Annotated in this window: 20 protein-coding genes, 2 tRNA genes and 1 pseudogene; 10 read left to right on the top strand and 13 right to left on the bottom strand. The window is 63.7% G+C overall.

From position 1 onward, the window contains the following. Window positions 1-159 precede the first annotated feature (159 nt). A tRNA-Ser gene (locus ACIPPQ_RS19565) sits at window positions 160-250 on the bottom strand. A 130-nt stretch (window positions 251-380) separates the two neighbouring features. On the opposite strand from ACIPPQ_RS19565, the gene ACIPPQ_RS19560 reads away from it, so the two are divergent. Together ACIPPQ_RS19560 and ACIPPQ_RS19555 are read left to right on the top strand one after the other, a co-directional pair. Next, window positions 381-1,328 (top strand): peptidylprolyl isomerase, encoded by a 948-nt coding sequence (locus ACIPPQ_RS19560; RefSeq protein WP_446545726.1) that lies wholly within the window; start codon window positions 381-383, stop codon window positions 1,326-1,328. A 3-nt stretch (window positions 1,329-1,331) separates the two neighbouring features. Further along, a complete protein-coding gene (locus ACIPPQ_RS19555) occupies window positions 1,332-1,646 on the top strand; it encodes a DUF1905 domain-containing protein (protein ID WP_446545725.1) in 315 nt (104 codons plus the stop codon). On the opposite strand, the gene ACIPPQ_RS19550 is transcribed toward ACIPPQ_RS19555, so the two are convergent. Continuing rightward, window positions 1,636-1,764: a hypothetical protein gene (locus ACIPPQ_RS19550; RefSeq protein ID WP_446545724.1), complete on the bottom strand. Its 129-nt coding sequence runs from the start codon at window positions 1,762-1,764 to the stop codon at window positions 1,636-1,638. The genes ACIPPQ_RS19555 and ACIPPQ_RS19550 overlap by 11 nt on opposite strands. 116 nt (window positions 1,765-1,880) lie before the next feature. On the opposite strand from ACIPPQ_RS19550, the gene ACIPPQ_RS19545 reads away from it, so the two are divergent. Next, window positions 1,881-1,955 (top strand) — tRNA-Thr (locus tag ACIPPQ_RS19545). Window positions 1,956-2,067: 112 nt separating this feature from the next. Continuing rightward, window positions 2,068-3,153 (top strand): AI-2E family transporter, encoded by a 1,086-nt coding sequence (locus tag ACIPPQ_RS19540; protein ID WP_446545723.1) that lies wholly within the window; start codon window positions 2,068-2,070, stop codon window positions 3,151-3,153. Window positions 3,154-3,160: 7 nt separating this feature from the next. On the opposite strand, the gene ACIPPQ_RS19535 is transcribed toward ACIPPQ_RS19540, so the two are convergent. Then, on the bottom strand, window positions 3,161-4,039 hold the full coding sequence (locus ACIPPQ_RS19535) for a LysR substrate-binding domain-containing protein (RefSeq protein WP_327452810.1): 879 nt from the start codon (window positions 4,037-4,039) through the stop codon (window positions 3,161-3,163). A 144-nt stretch (window positions 4,040-4,183) separates the two neighbouring features. Here ACIPPQ_RS19535 and ACIPPQ_RS19530 point away from each other — a divergent pair, with 144 nt between their 5' ends. Further along, window positions 4,184-6,505 carry a CDC48 family AAA ATPase gene (locus ACIPPQ_RS19530; protein ID WP_446545722.1) on the top strand — a complete coding sequence of 774 codons (2,322 nt, stop codon included), beginning with the start codon at window positions 4,184-4,186 and terminating at the stop codon, window positions 6,503-6,505. 12 nt (window positions 6,506-6,517) lie between these two features. Here ACIPPQ_RS19530 and ACIPPQ_RS19525 read toward each other — a convergent pair whose 3' ends face one another. Beyond that, window positions 6,518-7,819 carry an MFS transporter gene (locus tag ACIPPQ_RS19525; protein WP_446545721.1) on the bottom strand — a complete coding sequence of 434 codons (1,302 nt, stop codon included), beginning with the start codon at window positions 7,817-7,819 and terminating at the stop codon, window positions 6,518-6,520. A 148-nt stretch (window positions 7,820-7,967) separates the two neighbouring features. On the opposite strand from ACIPPQ_RS19525, the gene ACIPPQ_RS19520 reads away from it, so the two are divergent. Then, on the top strand, window positions 7,968-8,606 hold the full coding sequence (locus tag ACIPPQ_RS19520; protein ID WP_446545720.1) for a class I SAM-dependent methyltransferase: 639 nt from the start codon (window positions 7,968-7,970) through the stop codon (window positions 8,604-8,606). Here the strand turns inward: ACIPPQ_RS19520 and ACIPPQ_RS19515 are convergent. Continuing rightward, complete coding sequence (locus ACIPPQ_RS19515; protein ID WP_446545719.1) at window positions 8,603-9,793, bottom strand: phospholipase D-like domain-containing protein; 1,191 nt, start codon at window positions 9,791-9,793, stop codon at window positions 8,603-8,605. The genes ACIPPQ_RS19520 and ACIPPQ_RS19515 overlap by 4 nt on opposite strands. Window positions 9,794-9,948: 155 nt before the next feature. Here ACIPPQ_RS19515 and rpoZ point away from each other — a divergent pair, with 155 nt between their 5' ends. After that, window positions 9,949-10,293, top strand: coding sequence for a DNA-directed RNA polymerase subunit omega (rpoZ, locus tag ACIPPQ_RS19510; protein ID WP_446545718.1), 345 nt, complete (start codon window positions 9,949-9,951; stop codon window positions 10,291-10,293). A gap of 53 nt (window positions 10,294-10,346) precedes the next feature. Here rpoZ and ACIPPQ_RS19505 read toward each other — a convergent pair whose 3' ends face one another. From ACIPPQ_RS19505 to ACIPPQ_RS19470, 8 genes are all read right to left on the bottom strand, one after another. Continuing rightward, window positions 10,347-10,952, bottom strand: a complete 606-nt coding sequence (locus ACIPPQ_RS19505; RefSeq protein ID WP_446545717.1) for a DUF3800 domain-containing protein — start codon at window positions 10,950-10,952, stop codon at window positions 10,347-10,349. Between the two features lie 9 nt (window positions 10,953-10,961). Then, window positions 10,962-11,447 carry a hypothetical protein gene (locus ACIPPQ_RS19500; protein WP_446545716.1) on the bottom strand — a complete coding sequence of 162 codons (486 nt, stop codon included), beginning with the start codon at window positions 11,445-11,447 and terminating at the stop codon, window positions 10,962-10,964. 38 nt (window positions 11,448-11,485) lie between these two features. After that, complete coding sequence (locus ACIPPQ_RS19495) at window positions 11,486-11,872, bottom strand: hypothetical protein (RefSeq protein ID WP_446545715.1); 387 nt, start codon at window positions 11,870-11,872, stop codon at window positions 11,486-11,488. Window positions 11,873-11,933: 61 nt separating this feature from the next. Next, the gene (gene ftsH, locus ACIPPQ_RS19490) at window positions 11,934-13,877 is read right to left on the bottom strand and encodes an ATP-dependent zinc metalloprotease FtsH (RefSeq protein WP_446545714.1); all 1,944 of its coding nucleotides are present in this window, start codon (window positions 13,875-13,877) and stop codon (window positions 11,934-11,936) included. Window positions 13,878-13,958: 81 nt separating this feature from the next. After that, window positions 13,959-14,963, bottom strand: coding sequence for a tRNA lysidine(34) synthetase TilS (gene tilS / locus ACIPPQ_RS19485; protein ID WP_446545713.1), 1,005 nt, complete (start codon window positions 14,961-14,963; stop codon window positions 13,959-13,961). Further along, the gene (locus ACIPPQ_RS19480; RefSeq protein ID WP_446545712.1) at window positions 14,917-15,864 is read right to left on the bottom strand and encodes a tetratricopeptide repeat protein; all 948 of its coding nucleotides are present in this window, start codon (window positions 15,862-15,864) and stop codon (window positions 14,917-14,919) included. The genes tilS and ACIPPQ_RS19480 overlap by 47 nt, the downstream gene beginning before the upstream one ends. A 114-nt stretch (window positions 15,865-15,978) precedes the next feature. Further along, the gene (locus ACIPPQ_RS19475; RefSeq protein ID WP_446545711.1) at window positions 15,979-16,851 is read right to left on the bottom strand and encodes a helix-turn-helix domain-containing protein; all 873 of its coding nucleotides are present in this window, start codon (window positions 16,849-16,851) and stop codon (window positions 15,979-15,981) included. Window positions 16,852-17,066: 215 nt separating this feature from the next. Beyond that, the gene (locus ACIPPQ_RS19470) at window positions 17,067-18,446 is read right to left on the bottom strand and encodes an ISL3 family transposase (RefSeq protein ID WP_446545710.1); all 1,380 of its coding nucleotides are present in this window, start codon (window positions 18,444-18,446) and stop codon (window positions 17,067-17,069) included. A 106-nt stretch (window positions 18,447-18,552) separates the two neighbouring features. On the opposite strand from ACIPPQ_RS19470, the pseudogene ACIPPQ_RS19465 reads away from it, so the two are divergent. From ACIPPQ_RS19465 to ACIPPQ_RS19455, 3 genes and pseudogenes are all read left to right on the top strand, one after another. Continuing rightward, window positions 18,553-18,769: pseudogene (locus tag ACIPPQ_RS19465) on the top strand (transposase); the annotation flags it as partial. Window positions 18,770-18,971: 202 nt separating this feature from the next. Then, window positions 18,972-19,673, top strand: a complete 702-nt coding sequence (locus tag ACIPPQ_RS19460; protein WP_446545709.1) for a hypothetical protein — start codon at window positions 18,972-18,974, stop codon at window positions 19,671-19,673. An 81-nt stretch (window positions 19,674-19,754) separates the two neighbouring features. Next, window positions 19,755-19,895 carry a hypothetical protein gene (locus tag ACIPPQ_RS19455; RefSeq protein WP_446545708.1) on the top strand — a complete coding sequence of 47 codons (141 nt, stop codon included), beginning with the start codon at window positions 19,755-19,757 and terminating at the stop codon, window positions 19,893-19,895. Window positions 19,896-20,323: the final 428 nt, after the last annotated feature.

Genomic DNA, 20,323 nt, shown 5'->3' with positions numbered 1-20,323 from the left:
TTTTTGGACCGCTGATACCATGGATCAGTACCCGAATTGGTACTGGATGGCTCCGAACGGTTGCGAACCGCTACGGAAAATCAGGTGAGCTAAGCATCGGAATTCAGAGAGAAAAAGCCGATATATCCGGACTTTTACGGACCCCTGCGGACAGGTGTCTGGCGGAGCGGGAGGGATTCGAACCCTCGATACGCTTTTGACGTATACTCACTTTCCAGGCGAGCGCCTTCGACCACTCGGCCACCGCTCCGCATGCACCCGGTCGTTTCGTGCGAAGCACGGAGCGTGAATCGGGTGCTTAAACCAATTCGCACTGGAACGGGCGCCCTAATCGCTTGGCGGGGCTTTCGCAAGCCGATTGGGCGTGGCAGACATCGGCCATGAAACATCTGCTCGTGACGGCCGTGGCGGCCGCATCGCTCATACTGCCCGCATCGGCCGAAGAGCCTGCGCCCATCCCGTCTCCGGGAGAAATTGCCGCCGCTGCGCCGGCGGGCGACTGGGTCGCCATCGCGCCCTCCGATCTGTTGGTGATGGAGCTCGCCCCCGATGCTAAGGGCAAGCCGCGGCGCGTCGTCATCCAACTGATGCCCGCGCCGTTCAGCCAAGGGTGGATCGGCAACATCCGCAAGCTGGCGGCGGCGCACTGGTGGGACGGGACGAGCGTCAATCGGGTGCAGGACAATTATGTCGCGCAATGGGGCGATGCGACCGAGAAGAAAGTGCTGCCGGCAGATTTGGTGACGGTACCGGAGCAGGATTACACCGTCCCTGCGGGCCAGCTGGTCATCCACGAAACACCGGTTCGCGGTGCAACGCCGTCGCCGCATAAGCCGCGCGGTGACGGCTATGCCGAATTTACCCGATTCTCCGGCGGTTGGCCGGTCGCGTATGATCATGGGCGTGAATGGCCGCTCCATTGCTACGGCGCGGTCGGCGTCGGACGGAATATGTCGCCCGACACCGGCTCGGGCGCCGAGCTCTACGCCGTCATCGGCCACGCCCCACGCCATCTCGATCGCAACATCGCGGTCGTCGGGCGCGTGATCAGCGGGATCGAAAATCTGTCGAGCCTGCCGCGCGGGACCGGTGCGCTCGGTTTCTATGAGGATGAGAAGGAGCGCGTTGCGATCGCGTCGATCCGGATCGCGACCGAGCTGCCGTCCGCCGATCAGCCGAAGTTCGAATATCTTTCGACCGAAAGCGACAGCTTCGTGCGCTACGCCGACGCCCGCGAGAACCGTCGGGATCCCTTCTTCATCAAACCGGCGGGCGGGGCGGATATCTGCAACATCCCCGTACCCGTGCGCCCGGTTGCCGCGAAATAGGGCGTGGAAACTTTCACGACCACCACGCCGCTTTGGCGCTGGCAGTCGGCGACCGCGCCCGCCGCATGGTTCTTCGTGACGATCGCGGGCGACACGGCCGACGGGATTCGGCTTGCCGCCATCTCGGGGCAATGGCTCGACGGCCGCAAGGGATTCGGCTCGGCGCGCGTCGACGTGCAGATCGGCGATACGCGCTGGAAGACCTCGGTCTTCCCGCACAAGGAAAGCGGGGGCTGGCTGCTCCCGGTGAAAGCGGCGGTCCGCAAGGCCGAAGGCCTCGTCGAAGGCGACGCGGTGACGGTGACCGTCAGTCTTTAGGCGGGTTTTCGGCCTTGGTATCGCGCGCTTGCGCCTTGCGTTTGCGCAAATTGGCGCGCAGCGCCTCGGCGAGGCGACGTTCGCGTTCGATGTCGGCGGGGGAGGGCGGCTTGCTCACAGGCGGCCAATCTCGCGAAATCGGTTCGCCGTCAAGCCTCGCACCTTGACAGGCGAAGGACGTCCAGCCATAGGCCGCGCCTGCCCGGCGAACTTGCGTTTGCGGGCGATCCGGTTGCTGCTGTAGCTCAGTGGTAGAGCGCGTCATTGGTAATGACGAGGTCGACAGTTCAATCCTGTCCAGCAGCACCATTTTCCTTCCATCATCGACACCCCGCCGGCGGCCGCGCTGTTTTCGGTGCTTTGCCAAAGCCGTTGTCCGGGCTAGGAAAAAGCGGCTGATCTGGCGCAAGAGGGATGGGGCATGACGGACAAGGAAAATTACCGCGCGGCGGGTGATCGCTGGTCCTTCCTCGCCATCCTGATCGCGATCACGCTGGCGTTCGCGCTGGTTCTCGCGCCCTTTTTTGCAGCGATCCTGTGGGCGGTGATCGCGGCGATCCTGTTCACGCCCGCCTATCAGCGCCTGCTCGACCGGATGCCGCAGCGACCCGGCAGCGCGGCGCTGCTCACCCTGCTGCTGATCATCGCGATCGTGATTCTGCCCGCCGCGATCCTGACCGGTGCGCTGGTGGGCGAGGCGACGACGCTTTACGGCCGGATCCAGTCGGGCGAGATCAACCCGGTCCAGATTCTTGCCGATTTCCGGGCAGGACTGCCGCAATGGGCATCGGCGGCGCTCCAGCGGCTCGGCCTCACCAACTTTGCGGCGGCGCGCGACATGCTGGGCGGCGGCGCGGCCGACGGCGTTCGCGCGATTCTCGGACAGGCGTTCTTGTTCGGGCAAAGCCTGTTCGGCTTGCTGATCAAGCTCGCGGTGATGCTCTACCTCACCTATTTCCTGATCCGTGACGGACACAAGATGCAGCGGCGCATCGCCGAAGCGGTGCCGCTGCGCACCGATCATCTCGAACTGCTCGTCAAACGCTTCATCATCGTCGTGCGCGCGACGATCAAGGGCAGCATCGTCGTCGCGATCCTGCAGGGATTCATCGGCGGGCTGGTGCTGTGGGCCTTGGGCGTCGAGGCGCCTTTGCTCTGGGGTGTGCTGATGGGGGCGGCATCGCTATTGCCCGCGGTCGGCACCGGCCTCGTCTGGGTGCCGATGGCGCTCTATCTATTCGTTACCGGCGCGATCTGGCAGGGCGTCGTACTCGTATTCTGCGGGCTGTTCGTCATCGGCATGGTCGACAATGTCCTCCGCCCGATCCTCGTCGGCCGCGAAACGCGCATACCCGACTATGTCGTGCTGATCACGACGCTGGGCGGGCTTCAGCTCTTCGGGTTTCACGGCATCGTCATCGGCCCGGTGATCGCCGCGATGTTCATCGCCGTCTGGGATATCGCCGCCGACATGCGCCGCGAATCTGCCGCCGCCGCCAAGGCCTGATTCGGGGTCAGATTTTCGCGGCGAGCAGCCAGTCGTGGAACAGTTTGACCGCGGGCTGGCGCAGCGCGCGCGGGCGGCACACGAACCAATAGCTGTACGGGCTGTCGACGTCGAAATCGAACAGCCGGATGAGCCGCGGATCGTGCGCGTCGTCGAGATGGTGCCCGTGCATGAAGGCGACGCCGATCCCCTGCGCCGCAGCCTCGAGCATCAGCGGCCCCGAATCGAAATAATCGATCCCCGCCGGTTCCAGATAGGGCATGCCGATCGCCTTCTTCCACTCGGTGAAGGTCTCGGGCATTTCGCGGTGGAGCAGGATCGTCATCCGCTGCATCTGTTCGGGCACCGTGATCGGCCGGTTACCGTCCATCAGCGTTCGCGAGGCGATCGGGAAGACTTTGTCCTGGTCAAGGCGCGCGGCGTAGAGCGCCGGGTCGATCGACCGTGCGAGCGCGATCGCCGCGTCGATCCCGTCGCCTAGCCGCGCCTCGGCATGCGACATGGTGTCGATGTCGATATGGAGCTCGGGATGCTGGCGCCGCAGTTCGGGAAGGCGCGGGAACAGTCGCTGCTGCGCAAACAGCGGCAGGACGTTGAGGTGGAGCCGCAGCGAGGCGTCGGGGCTGCCGACCTGGCCGATCACCGTGCGCAGTTCATCGAGAATCGGCGAAAGCTGTTCGTGCAGCGCGCGCCCGGCTTCGGTCAGGCTCAGCCCGTGATGGTGGCGATTGAACAGTGGACGGCCGACGGCATGTTCGAGCGTCTGGATCCGGCGCGACAGCGCGGGCATCGACAGGCCGAGCTCGATCGCCGCGGCCTTGACCGTGCCATGGCGGGCAACCTCCAGAAAGGCTTCCATGCTGCTGATAGGGGGTAGGCGTGGCATATCCGTTGCCGATGATGACATGACGGCAGCAGACATGCCAGAATTTTGTGCAGTGCGTCATAAATTGCCGCGACGCGCGGGGGTCGTAAATCGGGAACGACCATCCTATCTTCGGCATTCTGACCTTTTTGACGGAGACGCGCATTGGCCGACGCAGCGGTAAAAGAAAAACAGGTAAAACTGCAGGTAGCGAATGCCCGCGCCGAAGAAAGCGGTGGCGGAATCGCCCGTATCCCGCGCTCGGCGATGGCCGAACTTGGCGTTACCGAGGGCGATATCGTCCAGATCAGCGGCAAGCGCGAGACGGCCTCGCGTGTCGTGCTTCCCTATGCCGAGGACGAGGGGCTGGAGGTCATCCGCCTCGATGGCCTCCAGCGCGCCAATGCCGGCGCGGGCGCGGGCGACATGGTCATGCTGAGCCGCGTCGAAACGCGCCCCGCAACGCGCGTCGTGTTCGCGCCGGCGCAGGAGAATCTGCGGCTGCAAGGCTCGGCCAATGCGCTCAAGCGCAGCTTTTTTGGTCGCCCGCTCGTCGCGGGCGATACCGTGGCGACCGCCGGGCAGCAGCGGCTGCCGTCGGGCGACATGCCGCCGCAGCTTCGTCAGATGCTCAATGCGCCCGCCTATGCGCTCGCCGAGGTGCGCCTGCTCGTCGTGTCGGCCAGCCCCAAGGGTGTCGTCTTCATCGACGAGAATACCGAAATCGAGTTGTTGCCCGAATATCAGGAGCCGCAGGACGCGCGCCGCACCGACGTCACCTATGACGATCTTGGCGGGCTGGGCGAGACGATCGACCAGCTTCGCGAGATGGTCGAGCTGCCGCTGCGCTACCCCGAACTCTTCCGCCGCCTCGGCGTCGATCCGCCGCGCGGCGTGCTGCTTCACGGGCCGCCGGGAACCGGCAAGACGCGCCTTGCGCGCGCGGTCGCGAACGAAAGCGAAGCGCAATTCTTCCTGATCAACGGTCCCGAGATCATGGGCAGCGCCTATGGCGAGTCCGAAAAACGGCTGCGCGACATCTTCGAACAGGCGGCGAAATCCGCGCCGTCGATCCTGTTCATCGACGAAATCGATTCGATCGCCCCGAAGCGCGGGCAGGTGCAGGGCGAGGCCGAAAAGCGGCTTGTCGCTCAATTGCTCACGCTGATGGACGGCCTTGAACCGCGCACCAACCTGGTCGTGATCGCGGCGACCAATCGTCCCGACGCGATCGACGAGGCGCTGCGGCGTCCGGGCCGGTTCGACCGCGAAATCGTGATCGGCGTTCCCGACGAAAAGGGGCGGCGCGAGATACTGGGCATTCACACGCGCGGCATGCCGCTCGGCGAGGATGTCGATCTGGACGAACTCGCGCGCACGACCTTTGGCTTCGTCGGCGCCGACATGGCGGCGCTGACGCGTGAAGCCGCGATCGAAGCGGTGCGGCGGATCATGCCCAAGCTGAACCTCGAGGAAGGGACGATCCCCGCCGAGGTGCTGGAGGAGTTGCGCGTCACGCGCGACGATTTCAACAACGCCCTGAAACGCGTCCAGCCGTCGGCGATGCGCGAAGTGATGGTGCAGGCGCCCAAGACGCGCTGGAGCGACATCGGCGGGCTCGACGCCGCGCGCGACAAGCTGATCGAGGGGATCGAACTGCCGCTCAAGAACCCCGAGGCGTTCCGGCGGCTCGGCATCCGTGCAGCGAAGGGCTTCCTGCTCTATGGCCCGCCCGGAACCGGCAAGACCTTGCTAGCGAAAGCGGCAGCGCGTGAGTCCGATGCCAACTTCATTTCGATCAAATCGTCGGACCTGCTCTCCAAATGGTATGGCGAGAGCGAGCAACAGATTGCGCGCCTGTTCCAGCGCGCGCGCGCCGTTGCGCCGACGATCATCTTCATCGACGAACTCGACAGCCTCGTGCCCGCGCGCGGCAGCGGGACGTCGGGCGAGCCGCAGGTGACCGAACGCGTCGTCAACACGATCCTCGCCGAGATGGACGGGATCGAGGAGATGCAGTCGGTTGTCGTGATCGGCGCGACGAACCGCCCGAACCTGATCGACCCCGCGCTGCTGCGTCCGGGGCGGCTCGACGAGCTGATCTATGTTTCGGTGCCCAATGCCGAAGGCCGCAAGCGCATCCTTGAAATCCAGACGGGCAAGATGCCGCTGGCGCAGGATGTCGACCTTGGCGTGCTCGCCGAAAAATCGGATCGCTTCACCGGCGCCGACCTCGAGGACCTGACGCGCCGCGCCGGGCTTGCCGCGCTCAAGCGTTCGATGGACAGCGACACGGTGACGATGGAGGATTTCGAGACCGCGCTGAAGGACACGCGCGCTTCGGTCACCGAGGCGATGGAAAAGGATTATGAAAAGATCCAGGGCGAGATCAAGCAGGCCGCGATGAGCGTCGACCCGATCGGCTTCTTCGCGCCGGGGATGCTCAAGCCCGTTCGCGAGCGCAAGCACGAGGAACCGACAGACTGAGCTGCAAGGATCCTAGGGCTGGTTCGGCTTCAACGCCGACCAGCCCCACAGGACCAGCCAGCCGCAAAAACCGGCCATCAGGCCGTAGGCGACCATCGGGTGCCAGTTATAGAGCAGCACACCGATCGCGGGCGACACGATATAAGCCGACCCGTTGATCGATGCGGTCATCCCCGCGACGCTGCCCTGATCACGCCGTGGCACGGACAGCGATGCGCCGGCTGTAAAACCGGGGCGGAACAGGCCGAAGCCGAGCGAGGCAAGCGCGAAGCCGATCACGATACCGTGGAAATCGAAGGAAAGCCCGGTCATCACGGTGCCGAGTCCGCCGAGGCTCGCGCCGCTGAGCACCGCGGCACGCGGCGACATTTTCAGGAGCGGGATCAGGCCCCATTGCGAGAGCAAAGTCGCGAAGGCACCCGCCATCAGCACGATTCCGGTCATCGCGGCACCCTCGTCGGGACGAAGGCGGAGGTGCAGCCGGTCGAGGATCAGGAAGCCGATCACGCCGAGCATCATCGCCTGTGCCTGGCCGCCGAACAAACCGGCCAGCAGCCACGGGCGCACGCGCGTGTCGGTCCAGCGCAGGGCAGGGGTGTCCGCGCCCTGATCGAGAATCTGATCCTCGGCCTCTTCGGCAGCGGTTTGCGGTGAGCCGCCGGTCGTGGGGTAGGAAACGATCGCACCGCGCGCAGCAAAGCGCGGCACATCGTCTGGCAGGCGCCAGCGCAGCGCGATGAGAACAGCCAGTCCGATAGCCGCGAAAACGAGCAACGGCCCGGCGAGGCCGACGATCGGCAGGATGAAGAAAGGCGCGATTGCGGGGCCGATGACGGTGCCGAGCCCGAATGACGAGGATACGAGCGATAACGCCTGCGTGCGCTGGTCGGGGTCGGTGCGCGCGGCGACATAGGCTTGCACCGCAGGCGGCGCCGCCGAGCCGAGTCCGCCATAGAGGCTGCGGAACAGCGCGAAGAGGATGAAGGTCGTGCCCGCGGCGAGCCAGCCGGCGAGGCCCGACCACAGCACGAGCCCGCACAGCGCCATCGACGACAGGAAGCCGACGACGCCGAGCGCCATCAGCGCCTTGCGCCCGCGCTTGTCCGATTGGCGCGCCCAGTGCGGCGCGGTGAGCACCCAGAGCAGCGCCGACCAGCTGAAGGCCAGGCTGACCCAGACGTCGGGAATGTGCAGTTTTGCGCCGATCGCGGGAAGGATCGACTGCATCGCGGTGTTGCCCGCGGCGGCGACGAGCATCACCGCAAAGAGCACCGCCATGCGGTCAGAGGGGATCGAATGCGATGTGGTCGCCATGTTCGCCCCCCTCCTTGGCTTTGGTCGGTAACGCCGCCTCTCCCTACACGCGAGCGCTCCACTGTCCAGAGTCAAGACAGACTCTTTCCTTGCGCCCCGGCCTCGATTTTGCCACGCCTTTGGTAACCGCAACAACGCGAAAGCCATCATGACCAATCCGCGGGCGCAGGCCCAAGAAACAAAAGCTCCGCTGGCCCGCCGGGTTCGCGAGGGGCTTCAGCGCTTTTTCGGGCCGTGGGGCATGTTCGTCCGCGGTTTCATCAAGCATCCGGTCATGGTGGGATCGATCGTGCCGTCGTCGCCGACGCTGATCCGCCACATGCTGCGCCCCGTCGACTGGAAGAACACGAAGCTGTTCGTGGAATATGGCCCGGGCGTCGGCACTTTCTGCCGCCCCGTGCTCGAACGGATGGCGGGCGACGCGACGCTGATCGCGATCGATACGAACGAAGATTTCATCGACTATCTGCGCAAGGATATCCGGGACAGCCGCTTTATCGCAGTTCACGGATCGGCCGCCGATGTCGAGGACATCGTCCGCGCGCACGGGTTCGAGCACGCCGACTATGTCCTCTCGGGCCTGCCTTTCTCGACGCTGCCCGCCGGCGTCGGCCCAGCGATCGCTGCGGCGACGCACCGCGTGCTGCGCCCCGGCGGTGCATTCCTCGTCTATCAGTTCCGGGCCCGCGCGCGCGATTTCCTCGCCGCGCATTTCAACCGCATCGACAATGCGTTCGAATGGGTCAACGTCCCGCCCTGTTTCCTGTTTTGGGGCTGGAAAGACTAGACTTCCGGGTCGGGATCGCCGAGCCCGAAGTTCAGTTTTCGCGACACCGTATAATCGACGAAGCCGACGACGAACCAGGCGAGCGTCCAGCGTATGCGCGTCAGCCAGTTCCCGCGCGCCTTGTGCGAATTCGGGGTGACGATGTCGCAATCGGGCTTCAGGCTGCCGAGGAAATTGCGCATCTTTTGGGCAAAGCCCGCATCGGCGACGCGCACCATGATCTCGACGTTCACGAACAGGCTGCGCACGTCGAAATTCGCCGACCCGATATAGACGACATCGTCGATGACGATCAGCTTCATATGCAGCCGGCACGGCTGATATTCCCAGACGTCGGCGGTCTTGCGCAGCAGATAGCCATAGAGCAGTCGTGACGCGCCGATCGTCGCCGGATTGTCCGACTTGCCCGCCATCACGAAGCGCGCCCGCCCGCGCTGCGCCACTCGGCCGAGCCGGCGGAGCATGCCCTGTCCGGGCGAGAAATAGGCCATCGCCATATCGAGCTGGCGCGCGTTGGCGAGATCGGCGCGCACCGCGCGTGCCCACGGCGACAGCCGCTGGGTCGGGCCGCCGACGAGCCATGACACCGTCCCGCCGTCGACGGGCCATTCGCGGATCATCCGCCGCAGCATCAACAGCTTGCCGTCGTCGTTGACCGCATAATCGTGGATTTCGTCGAACCATCGCGCCGCGCGCGCCACGGTCGGTCCCTTGACGATCATCCCGATGTCGAACCAGCAATCGCCGCGCGGCGGGCTCAGATAATCGTCGGCGATATTGAAGCCGCCGGTGACCGCGACATTGTCGTCGATCAGGATCAGTTTCTGGTGGTTGCGGATCAGATAGGTCGACCGCCAGCGGCGCGAGAAGAAGGTGACGCTGCCGCCCGCTGCGCGCAGCGGCGTGAACAGGCTGTCGGGCGTGTCGCCCGACCCGAAGCTGTCGATGACGGCGCGCACGCGGACGCCGCGTTTCGCCGCAATCAGCAGCGCGTCGACGATGCGCGTGCCCGCCGCGTCGCCCTCGAAGATATACATGATGATGTCGATGCTGTGCGCCGCGCCGTTGATCAGGTCGAGCAGCCGTATCAGCCGCTCGCTGCCATCGAAGATCAGTTCGAGCCGATGGCCGGCGACATCTGCCGTCAGCCTTGGCGACAGGTCGACGGGGGCGCAGGCTGCGGTCATCGCCCGCTCATAGGCTGGCCGCCGTGCGCGCTGCAAGGGGAGGGCGACGCGAAAGCGGCACTTTGATTGACATCGGCACGCCGGGCTGCTAGCGCGCAGCGCTTGCCGCCACGCCTCCAAAAAGGGCTGGCCTCTCCTATATCTAAGGAAACAACATGGCCCGCGTTACCGTCGAGGATTGCGTCGACAAAGTTCCCAACCGTTTCGACCTGGTTCTGCTGTCGGCGCACCGCGCCCGTGAAATCTCGGGTGGTTCGGAACTGACCGTCGACCGCGACCGCGACAAGAACCCCGTCGTCGCGCTGCGCGAGATCGCCGAACAGACCGTGCGTCCGAAGGACCTCAAGGAAACGCTGGTCGGTTCGATGCAGAAGGTCGTCGTCGACGATGACGATACGCCCGATGAAATCAGCTCGATCAGCCGTTCGGCCGAAGCGCTGCGCCTGACCGCAGCGGCCCCGCCGCGGAGCCCCGCGGGCGGCGGCGGCGACTTCGAATAAGCGCTGTTTCGACGATATCACCAAGGGGGCCGCAGGAAACTGCGGCCCTTTTGTTATGGAACGTGCGTCAGTTCGGCGATGCGGATCGCTTTCGACGCGAACATCGGATCGAGGATCCGCTGGATGCGATGCGCGCGCGGCGAACCGATCGTGATGTTGAACAGGCTGTTCGCGATGACGTCGGCGATCTGGACGCCGTCGCTGCGGCGGCTGTCGGCGAGCGATGCGCGGCCCCACTGGCCGAGTCCGACCTGAATCTCTTCGCGCACATGCGCGAGGATCTTGGGGTCGTAGCGCCCGTCGTCGATCACCACGTCGGTGCACACGCCGCCCGTTTCGGGAAGCCAGCGCCCGATCGCGAGATTGAGCAGCGCGGCATAGAGCGCGAGGTCGCTGGGAAGGGTGCCGCCGGGAATCTGCGCGAGCTTGTCGCGTGTCGCGACGGCGATCCATGCGCGGCCGCCGGCCCGGTCGAACAGCTCGAGCAGGTAGGCGCGCTCCACGAGGCTGATACGGCTGCCCTTCAATTCGCCGCGCAGCCCGGTGACGCCGCGAAAGCGGGCATGGATGTCGGCCGCCGCTTTGGGGGTCAGCATCACGGCGGAAAAGGTCATCGCACCCGCGTTGAGGCCGCCCGATTCATCGCAATAGATCGTCATTGCAGCGGGTTACCGCACGCGCCCGAAAAAAGCGACCCTCCGGCTCTGCCCGGGCGCGATCGCATCGGGCCACAGCCAGCGGACATGCGTGACGTCGGTGACCGTCGCAGGGCGTGGGGCCGCGTTCGCGACCGGCACCGTCAGCGCAGCCAACGCACCGAAATTCTTTCCGCCATCGATCGAGACGCCGAAGCTGGCGGTGTCCGCCGTGTCGTCGTAGACAAGACCGTCGGGTATCGGGTTGACTAGGTTGACCCCGGCGGCGGGGGCACTGCCCTTGTTCGTGAAGATGAGGGTTACGCGAACGCGGTCGCCGGGGACAACGACATCGGGGGTGACATAGGTCTTTCGCGCCGATTGCCCTTCGCCGGCGGGCAGCGATTTTTCGAGTTCGATCTTGCTCGTGAGCGCGCCGGTCTCCTGTGCTGCTACCGGCTGGGCGGCAGCAGCGAGAAGCGCCGCCAGTATCAGGGCATTCCGCATCTTGCCGATCATCACCGTCTCCCCTTGGTCCTGTTCGCACCTTTGGCGCATCAGGCGGGGCAGGGATAGCGTTTCTTCATCAGCGCATCGAACGCCGAATAGACGCTGACCTTGCTGCGTACGGGAGCCGGGTAGCTGCGAAGATGGGCGAGCCATTGATCGGGGCTCAGGCTCCCCGATTCGGGCGGGCAGCTCGTCGTCTTACGGCCGGCGCGGCGTTCGGCATCGATACGCGCCTTGTAACGCTTGCCCGCGGCGACGACTTCGCCCTTGAGCTGGTTGCCCTGCGGGGTTGCGAGTGCGAGCGGACCCAACCGTTCGAGCGATGCCGCGCGCGCGAGGAATGCGGCGACGCTCATGTCGCCCGGCGCCATCGCGCACAGCAAGGGACCGGCGAGGAGGGCGGGCAAGAGGCGTGCATATGTCCGGTTGGTCATATGCCGCAACTTGCCTCTACCCAATGAATAGTCCCTGAATCGAAGGAGCTAGGCGCGAGGCCTAGGCGCCTTGCGGATTGGCGTCGCCGAATGGGCGCGGCTTGCGCTTGATCTGCGGGATGCCGCCGGCATGGCCCGAAACGGGCTTGCCGCGCTTGTCGGCATCGTCCTCGCGGCCGATGTCTTCGCCCTTGATCGCGCGCTTGGCTTCCTCGCCCGACAGCGTCTCATACTCGAGCAGCGCGCCGGCGAGCAGGTGGAGTTCGTCGATATTGTCGGTGAGCACCTTGCGCGCGACCTTTTCGCCTTCCTCGACGAGGCGGCGCACTTCGGCGTCGATCAGCTTGGCGGTCTCTTCCGACATATTCTGCGCGCGCGACACGCTGTGGCCGAGGAAAACCTCGTCCTGATTGTCGCGATAGCGCAGCCAGCCGAGCTTTTCGGACATGCCATATTCCATGACCATCGCGCGGGCCATGTCGGTCGCCTGCTGGATGTCGTTCGACGCGCCGGTGTTGAGCTCGTCCTTGCCGTAGATGAGCTGTTCGGCGATGCGGCCGCCGAAGCAGAGCGCAAGGCGCGCCTTCATCTGCTTCATATTCTGCGAATAGCGGTCGCGTTCGGGCAGATTCCACGTCACGCCCAGCGCGCGGCCGCGCGGGATGATCGTCACCTTGTGGAGCGGGTCGTTGTGTTCGACATGCAGCGAGACGAGCGCGTGACCTGCTTCGTGATAGGCGGTCGCCTTCTTTTCGTCCTCGGTCATGACCATTGAGCGGCGCTCGGCGCCCATCATGACCTTGTCCTTGGCTTCCTCGAACTCGTCGTTGGCGATCAGGCGCTTGCCCTTGCGCGCCGCGAGCAGAGCGGCTTCGTTGCAAAGATTAGCCAGATCAGCGCCCGAGAAGCCCGGGGTGCCGCGGGCAACGCGGCGCAGGTCGACGTCGGGGGCCAGCGGCTTCTTGCGCGTGTGGACCTCGAGGATCTTCTGGCGGCCCTCGATGTCGGGGCGCGGCACGACGACCTGACGGTCGAAGCGGCCCGGGCGGAGGAGGGCAGGGTCGAGCACGTCGGGGCGGTTGGTCGCGGCGACGATGATGATGCCTTCGTTCGCCTCGAAGCCGTCCATTTCGACGAGCAGCTGGTTCAGCGTCTGCTCGCGCTCGTCATTGCCGTTGCCGAGGCCGGCGCCGCGATGGCGGCCGACCGCGTCGATTTCGTCAATGAAGACGATGCACGGCGCGTTGCGCTTCGCCTGTTCGAACATGTCGCGGACGCGGCTCGCGCCCACGCCGACGAACATTTCGACGAAGTCCGAACCCGAGATCGTGAAGAAGGGTACGCCCGCCTCACCCGCGATCGCGCGGGCGAGCAAGGTCTTGCCGGTGCCCGGCGAGCCGACGAGCAGCGCGCCCTTCGGGATCTGGCCGCCGAGCTTCGAAAATTTGGTCGGATCGCGCAGGAACTCGACGATTTCCTCCAGCTCTTCGCGCGCTTCGTCGATTCCGGCGACGTCGTCGAAGGTAACGCGGCCCTGCTTTTCGGTGAGCATCTTGGCGCGCGACTTGCCGAAGCCCATCGCGCCCGAACCATTGTTCTTCTGCACCTGGCGGAAGACGAAGAAGGCGATGCCGAGGATCAGCAGGAAGGGCAGCGACTGGACGAGCATATACATCCAAAAATTCGGCACCTCGGCCGGCTTGCCGTCATATTTGACGCCATTGTCGTTGAGCATCTTCAAGAGCTCGGGATCGCGCACGACGTTCGCGGTGAAGCGATCGCCGTTCGACAGCGTACCCGCGACCTTGTCTTCGGAGAGGACGACTTCCTTGACGGCGCCTTCCTCGACCTTCTGGCGGAACTCCGAATAGGCGAGCGGATTGCCCGCGGGCTGCGATGCGCCGCCGAACATCGAGGCGACGAGGAGCATGGCAAGCAGGATGCCGCTCCAGATCATCACACTCTTCATCCAGGGGTTGCCCTGCGGTTCCTTGTCGTCCTGCATTCGGAATCTTTCCTCAACGGCGCGGCAATGCGCTCCTATCCGCACAAGATAGGATAATCGGGTTAAATGACAATGAGGCAATCAGCCCTTTTTAGGGACTTTCCGGCGCGGCGCCGCGGAAATACGCCAAATCGTCCCTTCGAGACCGCGCACCGCGTCGATCAGCAGCGCCCCGACCATCGCGCGCCGCCCTTCGTGCATCGCGGCGATCACACCGTCGAGCGAGGCGCCGCGCAGCACAAGTTGCGGTGCGTTTGCGCGCAGCCGCTGTGCGACGATGCGGCGAAACATCTCGGGCGGATAGCCGTCGTCGCGGATGACCGCGACGTCCGACGCATCGGGCCAGGACGCGATCAGCCGCTCGACCGCCCAGTCGAGCGCCTCGTCCGCCTCGGCAAGCCATGCGGCGGAGCGCGCCGCCGCCACGGGATCGAGCGCGGTTTGTGACCGGAGCGCATGGCGCAGCCGCGCGCGGTCGAAGCGATTGTCGCTGTTCGATGGATCGTCGACGAAGGGCAGGTCGTTGTCGAGCGCCAGATGGACGAGTTCGCTGCGCCGCCAGTGCAGCAGCGGGCGCAGGATGGCCCCGTTACGCGCGCGGATCGCGGCAAGCCCGCCGACGCCGCTGCTACGGTTGAGCCGCATGACGATCGTCTCGAGTTGATCGTCGGCGTGGTGCGCCGTCACGATATGTTTGAGCGCCTTGGCATCGCGCCATTGTTCGAGCAGGCGGTAGCGCTCGGTGCGCGCCGCCGCTTGCTGCGACCCCTTGATCGGAGTCGGCGGACGCAGCGTCGAGTGCGGAATATGCTCGCGTTCGCAAAAGCCCGCGACCATGCGCGCCTCGTCGTCCGAGCCCTTTCGCAGGCCATGGTCGACCGTCGCTGCCCAGACCTGTCCGGGCAACAAAGATGCCATCAGCCAGAGCAGCGCCATGCTGTCGGGCCCGCCCGAAACGGCGACACCATAATGTAGGCGGTGCCAGTCGGATCCGACGAGCGCGGCGAGATCGCCGGCAAGCCGGTCCGCGGCGTCGCGGTCAGCAACCTGCTTTTGTTTTTGCGGCGGCAGCATCGGTCCGGACATCCTGCGGCGCCTTGTCGCCATAAACTTCGTCGAGTTCGCGGAACGCCTTGCAGGCGTCGGCCTTGCGGCCGAGCTTGTCGAGTGCGACACCCATATACATCAGGCTGTGCGGCGCGCGCGCGCCGCTCGGGCGATCCTTGTAATTATTATAGAAGGCGACGGCGGCGAGGCTGGGTTTGCCTTCGTCGAGATAGGCACGGCCGAGGAGGTTCTGCGCAAAGCTCGCCTGGCTGCTCTTCGGCCATTTGGTGACGACCTGCTTCAGCTGGGCCTGCGCTTCGGGGTAAAGCTTGGCTTCCCACAAGCGGTAGCCATAGTCGTACGCGTCCTTGGTCTCGTTGCCGCTCGCCGGAACCTCGACCTTCTTAACGAGCGCGAGGCGCGCCGCGTCGGAGGTCGCGGGTTTTGCAGCGGGCGTCGTAGCGGGCTTCTTCACCGGGGTTGCGGCGACGGTGGTCGCGGCCGCGGGCGGCTTCACGACCGGCGCGAGGCTGGCTGGCGTTGCGGTCGGAACGGCGACCGCAGCGGGATCGGCGAAGCGCTTGTCCATTTCGGCCTTGTACGCGGTAAACTGCTTTTCGAGTTCGCGGAGCTGGAAGGCATTTTGCTCGGTCTGGCCGGTGAGCGTCTGGAGCTGCGATTCGAGCGCATCGACGCGCGCGGTCAGGTCGATCACCGGGGCGTTGGTGCGCGCGCGCTCGCCGGGTGTGTTGTCGGGCGCGATCTCGCCCTCGAAGAAGGTCGGGCTGCCGCCCGGGAACACCGAACGCTGGACCGCGCGCATTTCCTTTTCGAGCCGTTCCACGCGCTTGCCGATCGTGTTGTCCTGCGCCGCGGCGGGCATTGTCGCTGCGAGGGCCAGCGTTGCCGCTCCGAGGAAGGTAATCTGACGCATCATCATCTGCCGTAAGGTCCCCACAAATTAACCATTTTGCTGTCCATAACGCGGCAAAGCGCAGCAGCGCAAACCCATTTCGGTGCGCTGCCGCTCGAACCGGCCCGAATGATCGGCGTTTCAGCCCTTGGGCTGCGCCCGTGCCGCCGGTGTTGTCGCCGGTGCCGCAGCGCCGGTGCTTCCATTGCCTTCAGCGCGCGCGACAAGGTCGGCGGGCTTCAGCGAGACATTCTTGACCAGCGTGTCGGCGGCGCCGATCGCGCCGACGTCGCGGCCACCGACGGTGACCTTCAAGGCCTGCGGGATGCTCGTGCGCAATGTGAACTTCTCGATATAGTCCGGCGGCACCTGATAGGTTTCGCCGGCATCGAGCGTCCGCCAGTTTTCGGTCTTGCCCTGCGCGTCGTCGAAGCCGATCCAGACCTCCGACAAGCCCGTCAGCACGACGGGTGCGTTCGCTGCGATGGCGGCCGCCCCGGCCTTTGTCGCGGGCGCCGCGGCGGCATCATTCTGCGGCGCCTCGGACGCATCGGCGTCGCGATTCTGTGCGGCGATCAGGGCTTCGTCGGGTTCGACCGAGAGGAAACGCCATACACCGTAAGCCGACGCCAGCAGCAAGGTGACGATCACCAGCGTCCAGGTCAGCCGCGCGGTGGGCAGGCGCGCCGGATCGGTCGGCTCATAGGCTTCGTAGAGCGGCCGCGAACCATAGGCGTCCTCTTCGAGCTCGCGGCGAACCGCAGCGCCGATCTCGGCCTCTGGAAGGTCGACGGCGCGGGCGTAGGCGCGCGCGAAACCGGTGACATAGGTCCGGCCGGGAAGCTCCGAAAAATCCGATTTTTCGATCGCGGCCAGATGGCGCTGGGTGATGCGCGTGCGCGTCGCAACATCGGCAAGCGACAGCCCCGCGGCCTCCCGCGCCAGCCGAAGCCGATCGCCGGTGCGCGTGATCGCCAACTCGCCCTGTTCCGGGGCGACGTCCTCATCCGTCATTGCTGTCTCCGTGCCGGCCGTTTGACCCAGATCGACCGTGTCGCTCGTTCATCGCATTGCCGGCGCGAGAAAGTCAAATGAAGTTCGGTAAACGGACGGTTTGAAAAGACGCGGATTTTGGAGTTGGGGAAACTGGTTCTGGATCGAACTGGACCCGCAGTGAGAGTTGCCCGAGCAGGCGCGCTGGCCAAATGGGGTCAGCCTCGCACGTCTGCTTACGACCATGCGTCTGGTTTCGAGCATTCCTCGCACAGGGCGTGTTCGTGAACGCGGGGCGGCGGCTCCATGAGCGGCGCGACATAGGACTTCCAATCTTCCATCAGCGCAGCCGCGTCTATAGGTTGTCTACATCTGATGCAGACGGGTTTTCTCGCGCGCCACGCCTCATCCTTTGCGTCCGCTTCCTTTTTGAGCCTGCCCGGGCGCTTCCCAAAAAGCGCGCGTGCTCGGATCGACTCAAAATCATAGCCCGCGCCATAATTGTATATCCGCTTTATCGCCCCGTTCCTGGCTTCGGTCGGGCCATTTGTAAGTCGCCCATGGTCGAAGAAGTTCAATATTTCTGTCCGCCAATTGTCGATCACACCCGCGACGCCCGCGAAAACATGCTTTTTATCGTCCGGTACGCGAGCGCGCCACTCGTCGAGGGCCGTTTCTGCGGCGGCGCGGTCATGTAAATCCCAAATACTAAGCAGCGCCTCTTTTGCCTCGTACGCGGCATAGAGCTCCTCTGAATTTGCGAGCCAGCCTCCGAGTTTGATTTCCTCGCTTCCACTGAGTTCTGACCTTCGTTTTAGAAAAATCCCATTCACGCCTTTGAGAGCCCTCACGCGACCGCGGTGGATCTTTCGCTGATAGCGACGGCGCGCCTCATCCATAGCGGCATTAATTTTGTCGGCCATGTGCCATCGGTCGACGATGATGGCAGCCTGCGGCATCGTTCTCTTTACAGCCGTCCTATAGTAATCACACATGTCCATCGTAACCACCTCGACATCTCCGCGGTTCGGTAGCTTCATAAGAAAGTTCTGCACGGACTTCAGAGTTCGGTTGCGAAGTAACTCGAACGGCCAACTATCCTCAAGATTGATGAAGATCGCCCGCATCTGTTTATTAACCAGCGCCAGTTCGTCGATTCCGATGTGGCGGGGCGCGCGTAATTTGCGCGCATGATGTTCGGATAATCTGGCGAAATACGCCTTGCTGATCTCCCCGACCGTTGTCTCAGACACGCCAGTGTCTTCGGCCACGTGAGCAATCGGCTTTAACAGAGAATGTTTCTCGATATATTCTACCAAGCGCTTGGTCATCCGGCGGGTGTGATGCATTCCTGGCAAGATCTGCCCGAACGTCGCATCGCATGTGCGACAAGTATATTTGTTGTGTCGGACATGGATGAAGGTGTGCCTGCCATGAACCGGTGCATCTACAAAAATCCTGGTTGTTGCGCCCCGCTTGACCAGTCGGGCAGGGGCTTCACATCGTGCGCACTCGTCGGGTGCGAGGTCATAGGTTGCGGTGATTTGGTAAGTGTCATCCTCGTCAACAAAAACGTCGGAAACTGACCAGTCTGGCATTAAAATAGCATTTGTCATGCTCGAATTAGTGGTTTGAAATTACTTAATAATCTATTTATTGACACGAGAAATTGCTGCCGATTTGGTTGCATTGATGTGTTGTCGCGCAGGGGCGGTTGCCGGATTGTTCATTTTGCATCATGATGACGTCTATTCCAGTAGACCAAGGCCGCTTGCTGGTAATCTGACCGATGCCGAATGCGAGGGTTGGCTTCCTTTTATCCGCCACCCTCGTCTGTGGGCCGTCCGCGCAAGTGGCCGCTGCGGCGGATTGTCGAGGCAGTGCTTTACCTGCTGTGCGGCGGGTGCCGTGGCGGATGCTACCACGAAATTTCCCGCCGTCTCGACCTCCTGTGCTGGTTTCATCTATGCGCGACAAAGGGCTCAGGTTCTCACCTAGCCATGAGTTCCGCTGGCATCGCGCGCTGCCATCGGATGACGAGTTGACTGCCTCGTACCGCCTTGCGGAGCGCCACCTAATCCGCTGCTAATAGATAAAAAATTTACTTCCGAGGTTCAGGGACCGGATCGAATGGAGGCCGAATGACAGCTCTTAATTTTTCGATCACCCACGAGGGCATTTTTCTTGCGACCGATACGCTCGTCACCCGCGATGGCCGGCCATTAACGTTTACGGCCAAGGTCTTGATGCTGCCTCACATGGACGGTTTTGTAACTGGGACCGGTTCGATAGCTCTGTTTCAACGCTGGTCGCATGAAATCCTTAGCGAGGGCATGGCCCATATGCGCGTGCTCGATGTTTCTACGCCTGACCGACTTCGGAAAATTTGGGCAGAAATGTCGGACGCGGAGCGTGACAACGGCACCTCGGACATTTACCACCTGTACTATGATCCCAACAATGATCGGTTTGGAGGTTTCGCTTACCGCTGTTCGAACGACTTCGAAAGCGAGCCGCTCGGCTACGGGGATTACTCCAAACCAGACTTCGGTGACGCATTCCCCATCATAGACTTTCCGGGCGATCTCATAAGAGCATGTCGCCTTCAGCGGTTCGCGCAGGAAAAGTTGGATCCCGATCAACGTCGACAAATTGGCGGCCAGGTCATCGCGTATATGATGCAGCGCCATGAGGCTGAAGGGCAACCCATGTCTACGCTGATGACGGCGCAGGTCGCTTACGAATTCGAAGATTTCGACGATATATTTCTCGAGTGCGCCGAACGAATTGAGCCCGACGACGTCTGGGGCAGTGACCCTAAGACCTGTCGATCGCCCATTTGATTATAAAGTGGAACGCGAATCATCTGCAGAATAGCTTTTCGGATGCGGCTCAATTGAGTCGTATTCTGAAAGGAAAATGCGATGAAAACCCTGAGCAATGAGGAAATGATCGATCTCGGCGCCATCAGCGTCGAGACACGCGGCATCAAGCAACTCGGCGAGCCCGATTTCGAGGATGGCGATCATTATGGCCTTGTTGGCGCGATTAGCACCGACGATTGAATGCGATCGGCGTGCCGCCGAACGGTGGCACGCCGGCCGTAGCCGCCATCGTGCCATTGCCGACCATGCCACTTCAATTGCGCCCAGGCCTCTATCATCGTCGGATCGGAGGGGATCATATCTTCTTCGATTTGTCAGCCGACCGCTATTTCCTCCTTCCGCCCCATTTGCGCGCTGCCTTCGACAGCTATTTGAACGGAACGCCAAGTGCCCCCGCGCTTTCCGAACTCCTTGCCGCGGGTTTGATCGGTCCGGGGCAAGCCGAAGACTCGCCAACGCCGATCGCCTTTACGCACGCTGTTGTCAAACGGCGTTCAAAAGGGACCCCCGATCGGCGTCGAAGAGGGACCCCCTTTGAGGATATGCTGAGGGTTTGTTGAGGATGGCCTTGCGCTGCGTGCGGCGGAGGGCGGGCGTAGCCCGACCGG

This window comes from Sphingopyxis sp. LARHCG72 (genome assembly GCF_052871675.1).
This window is presented reverse-complemented; position numbering and strand designations above follow the sequence as displayed.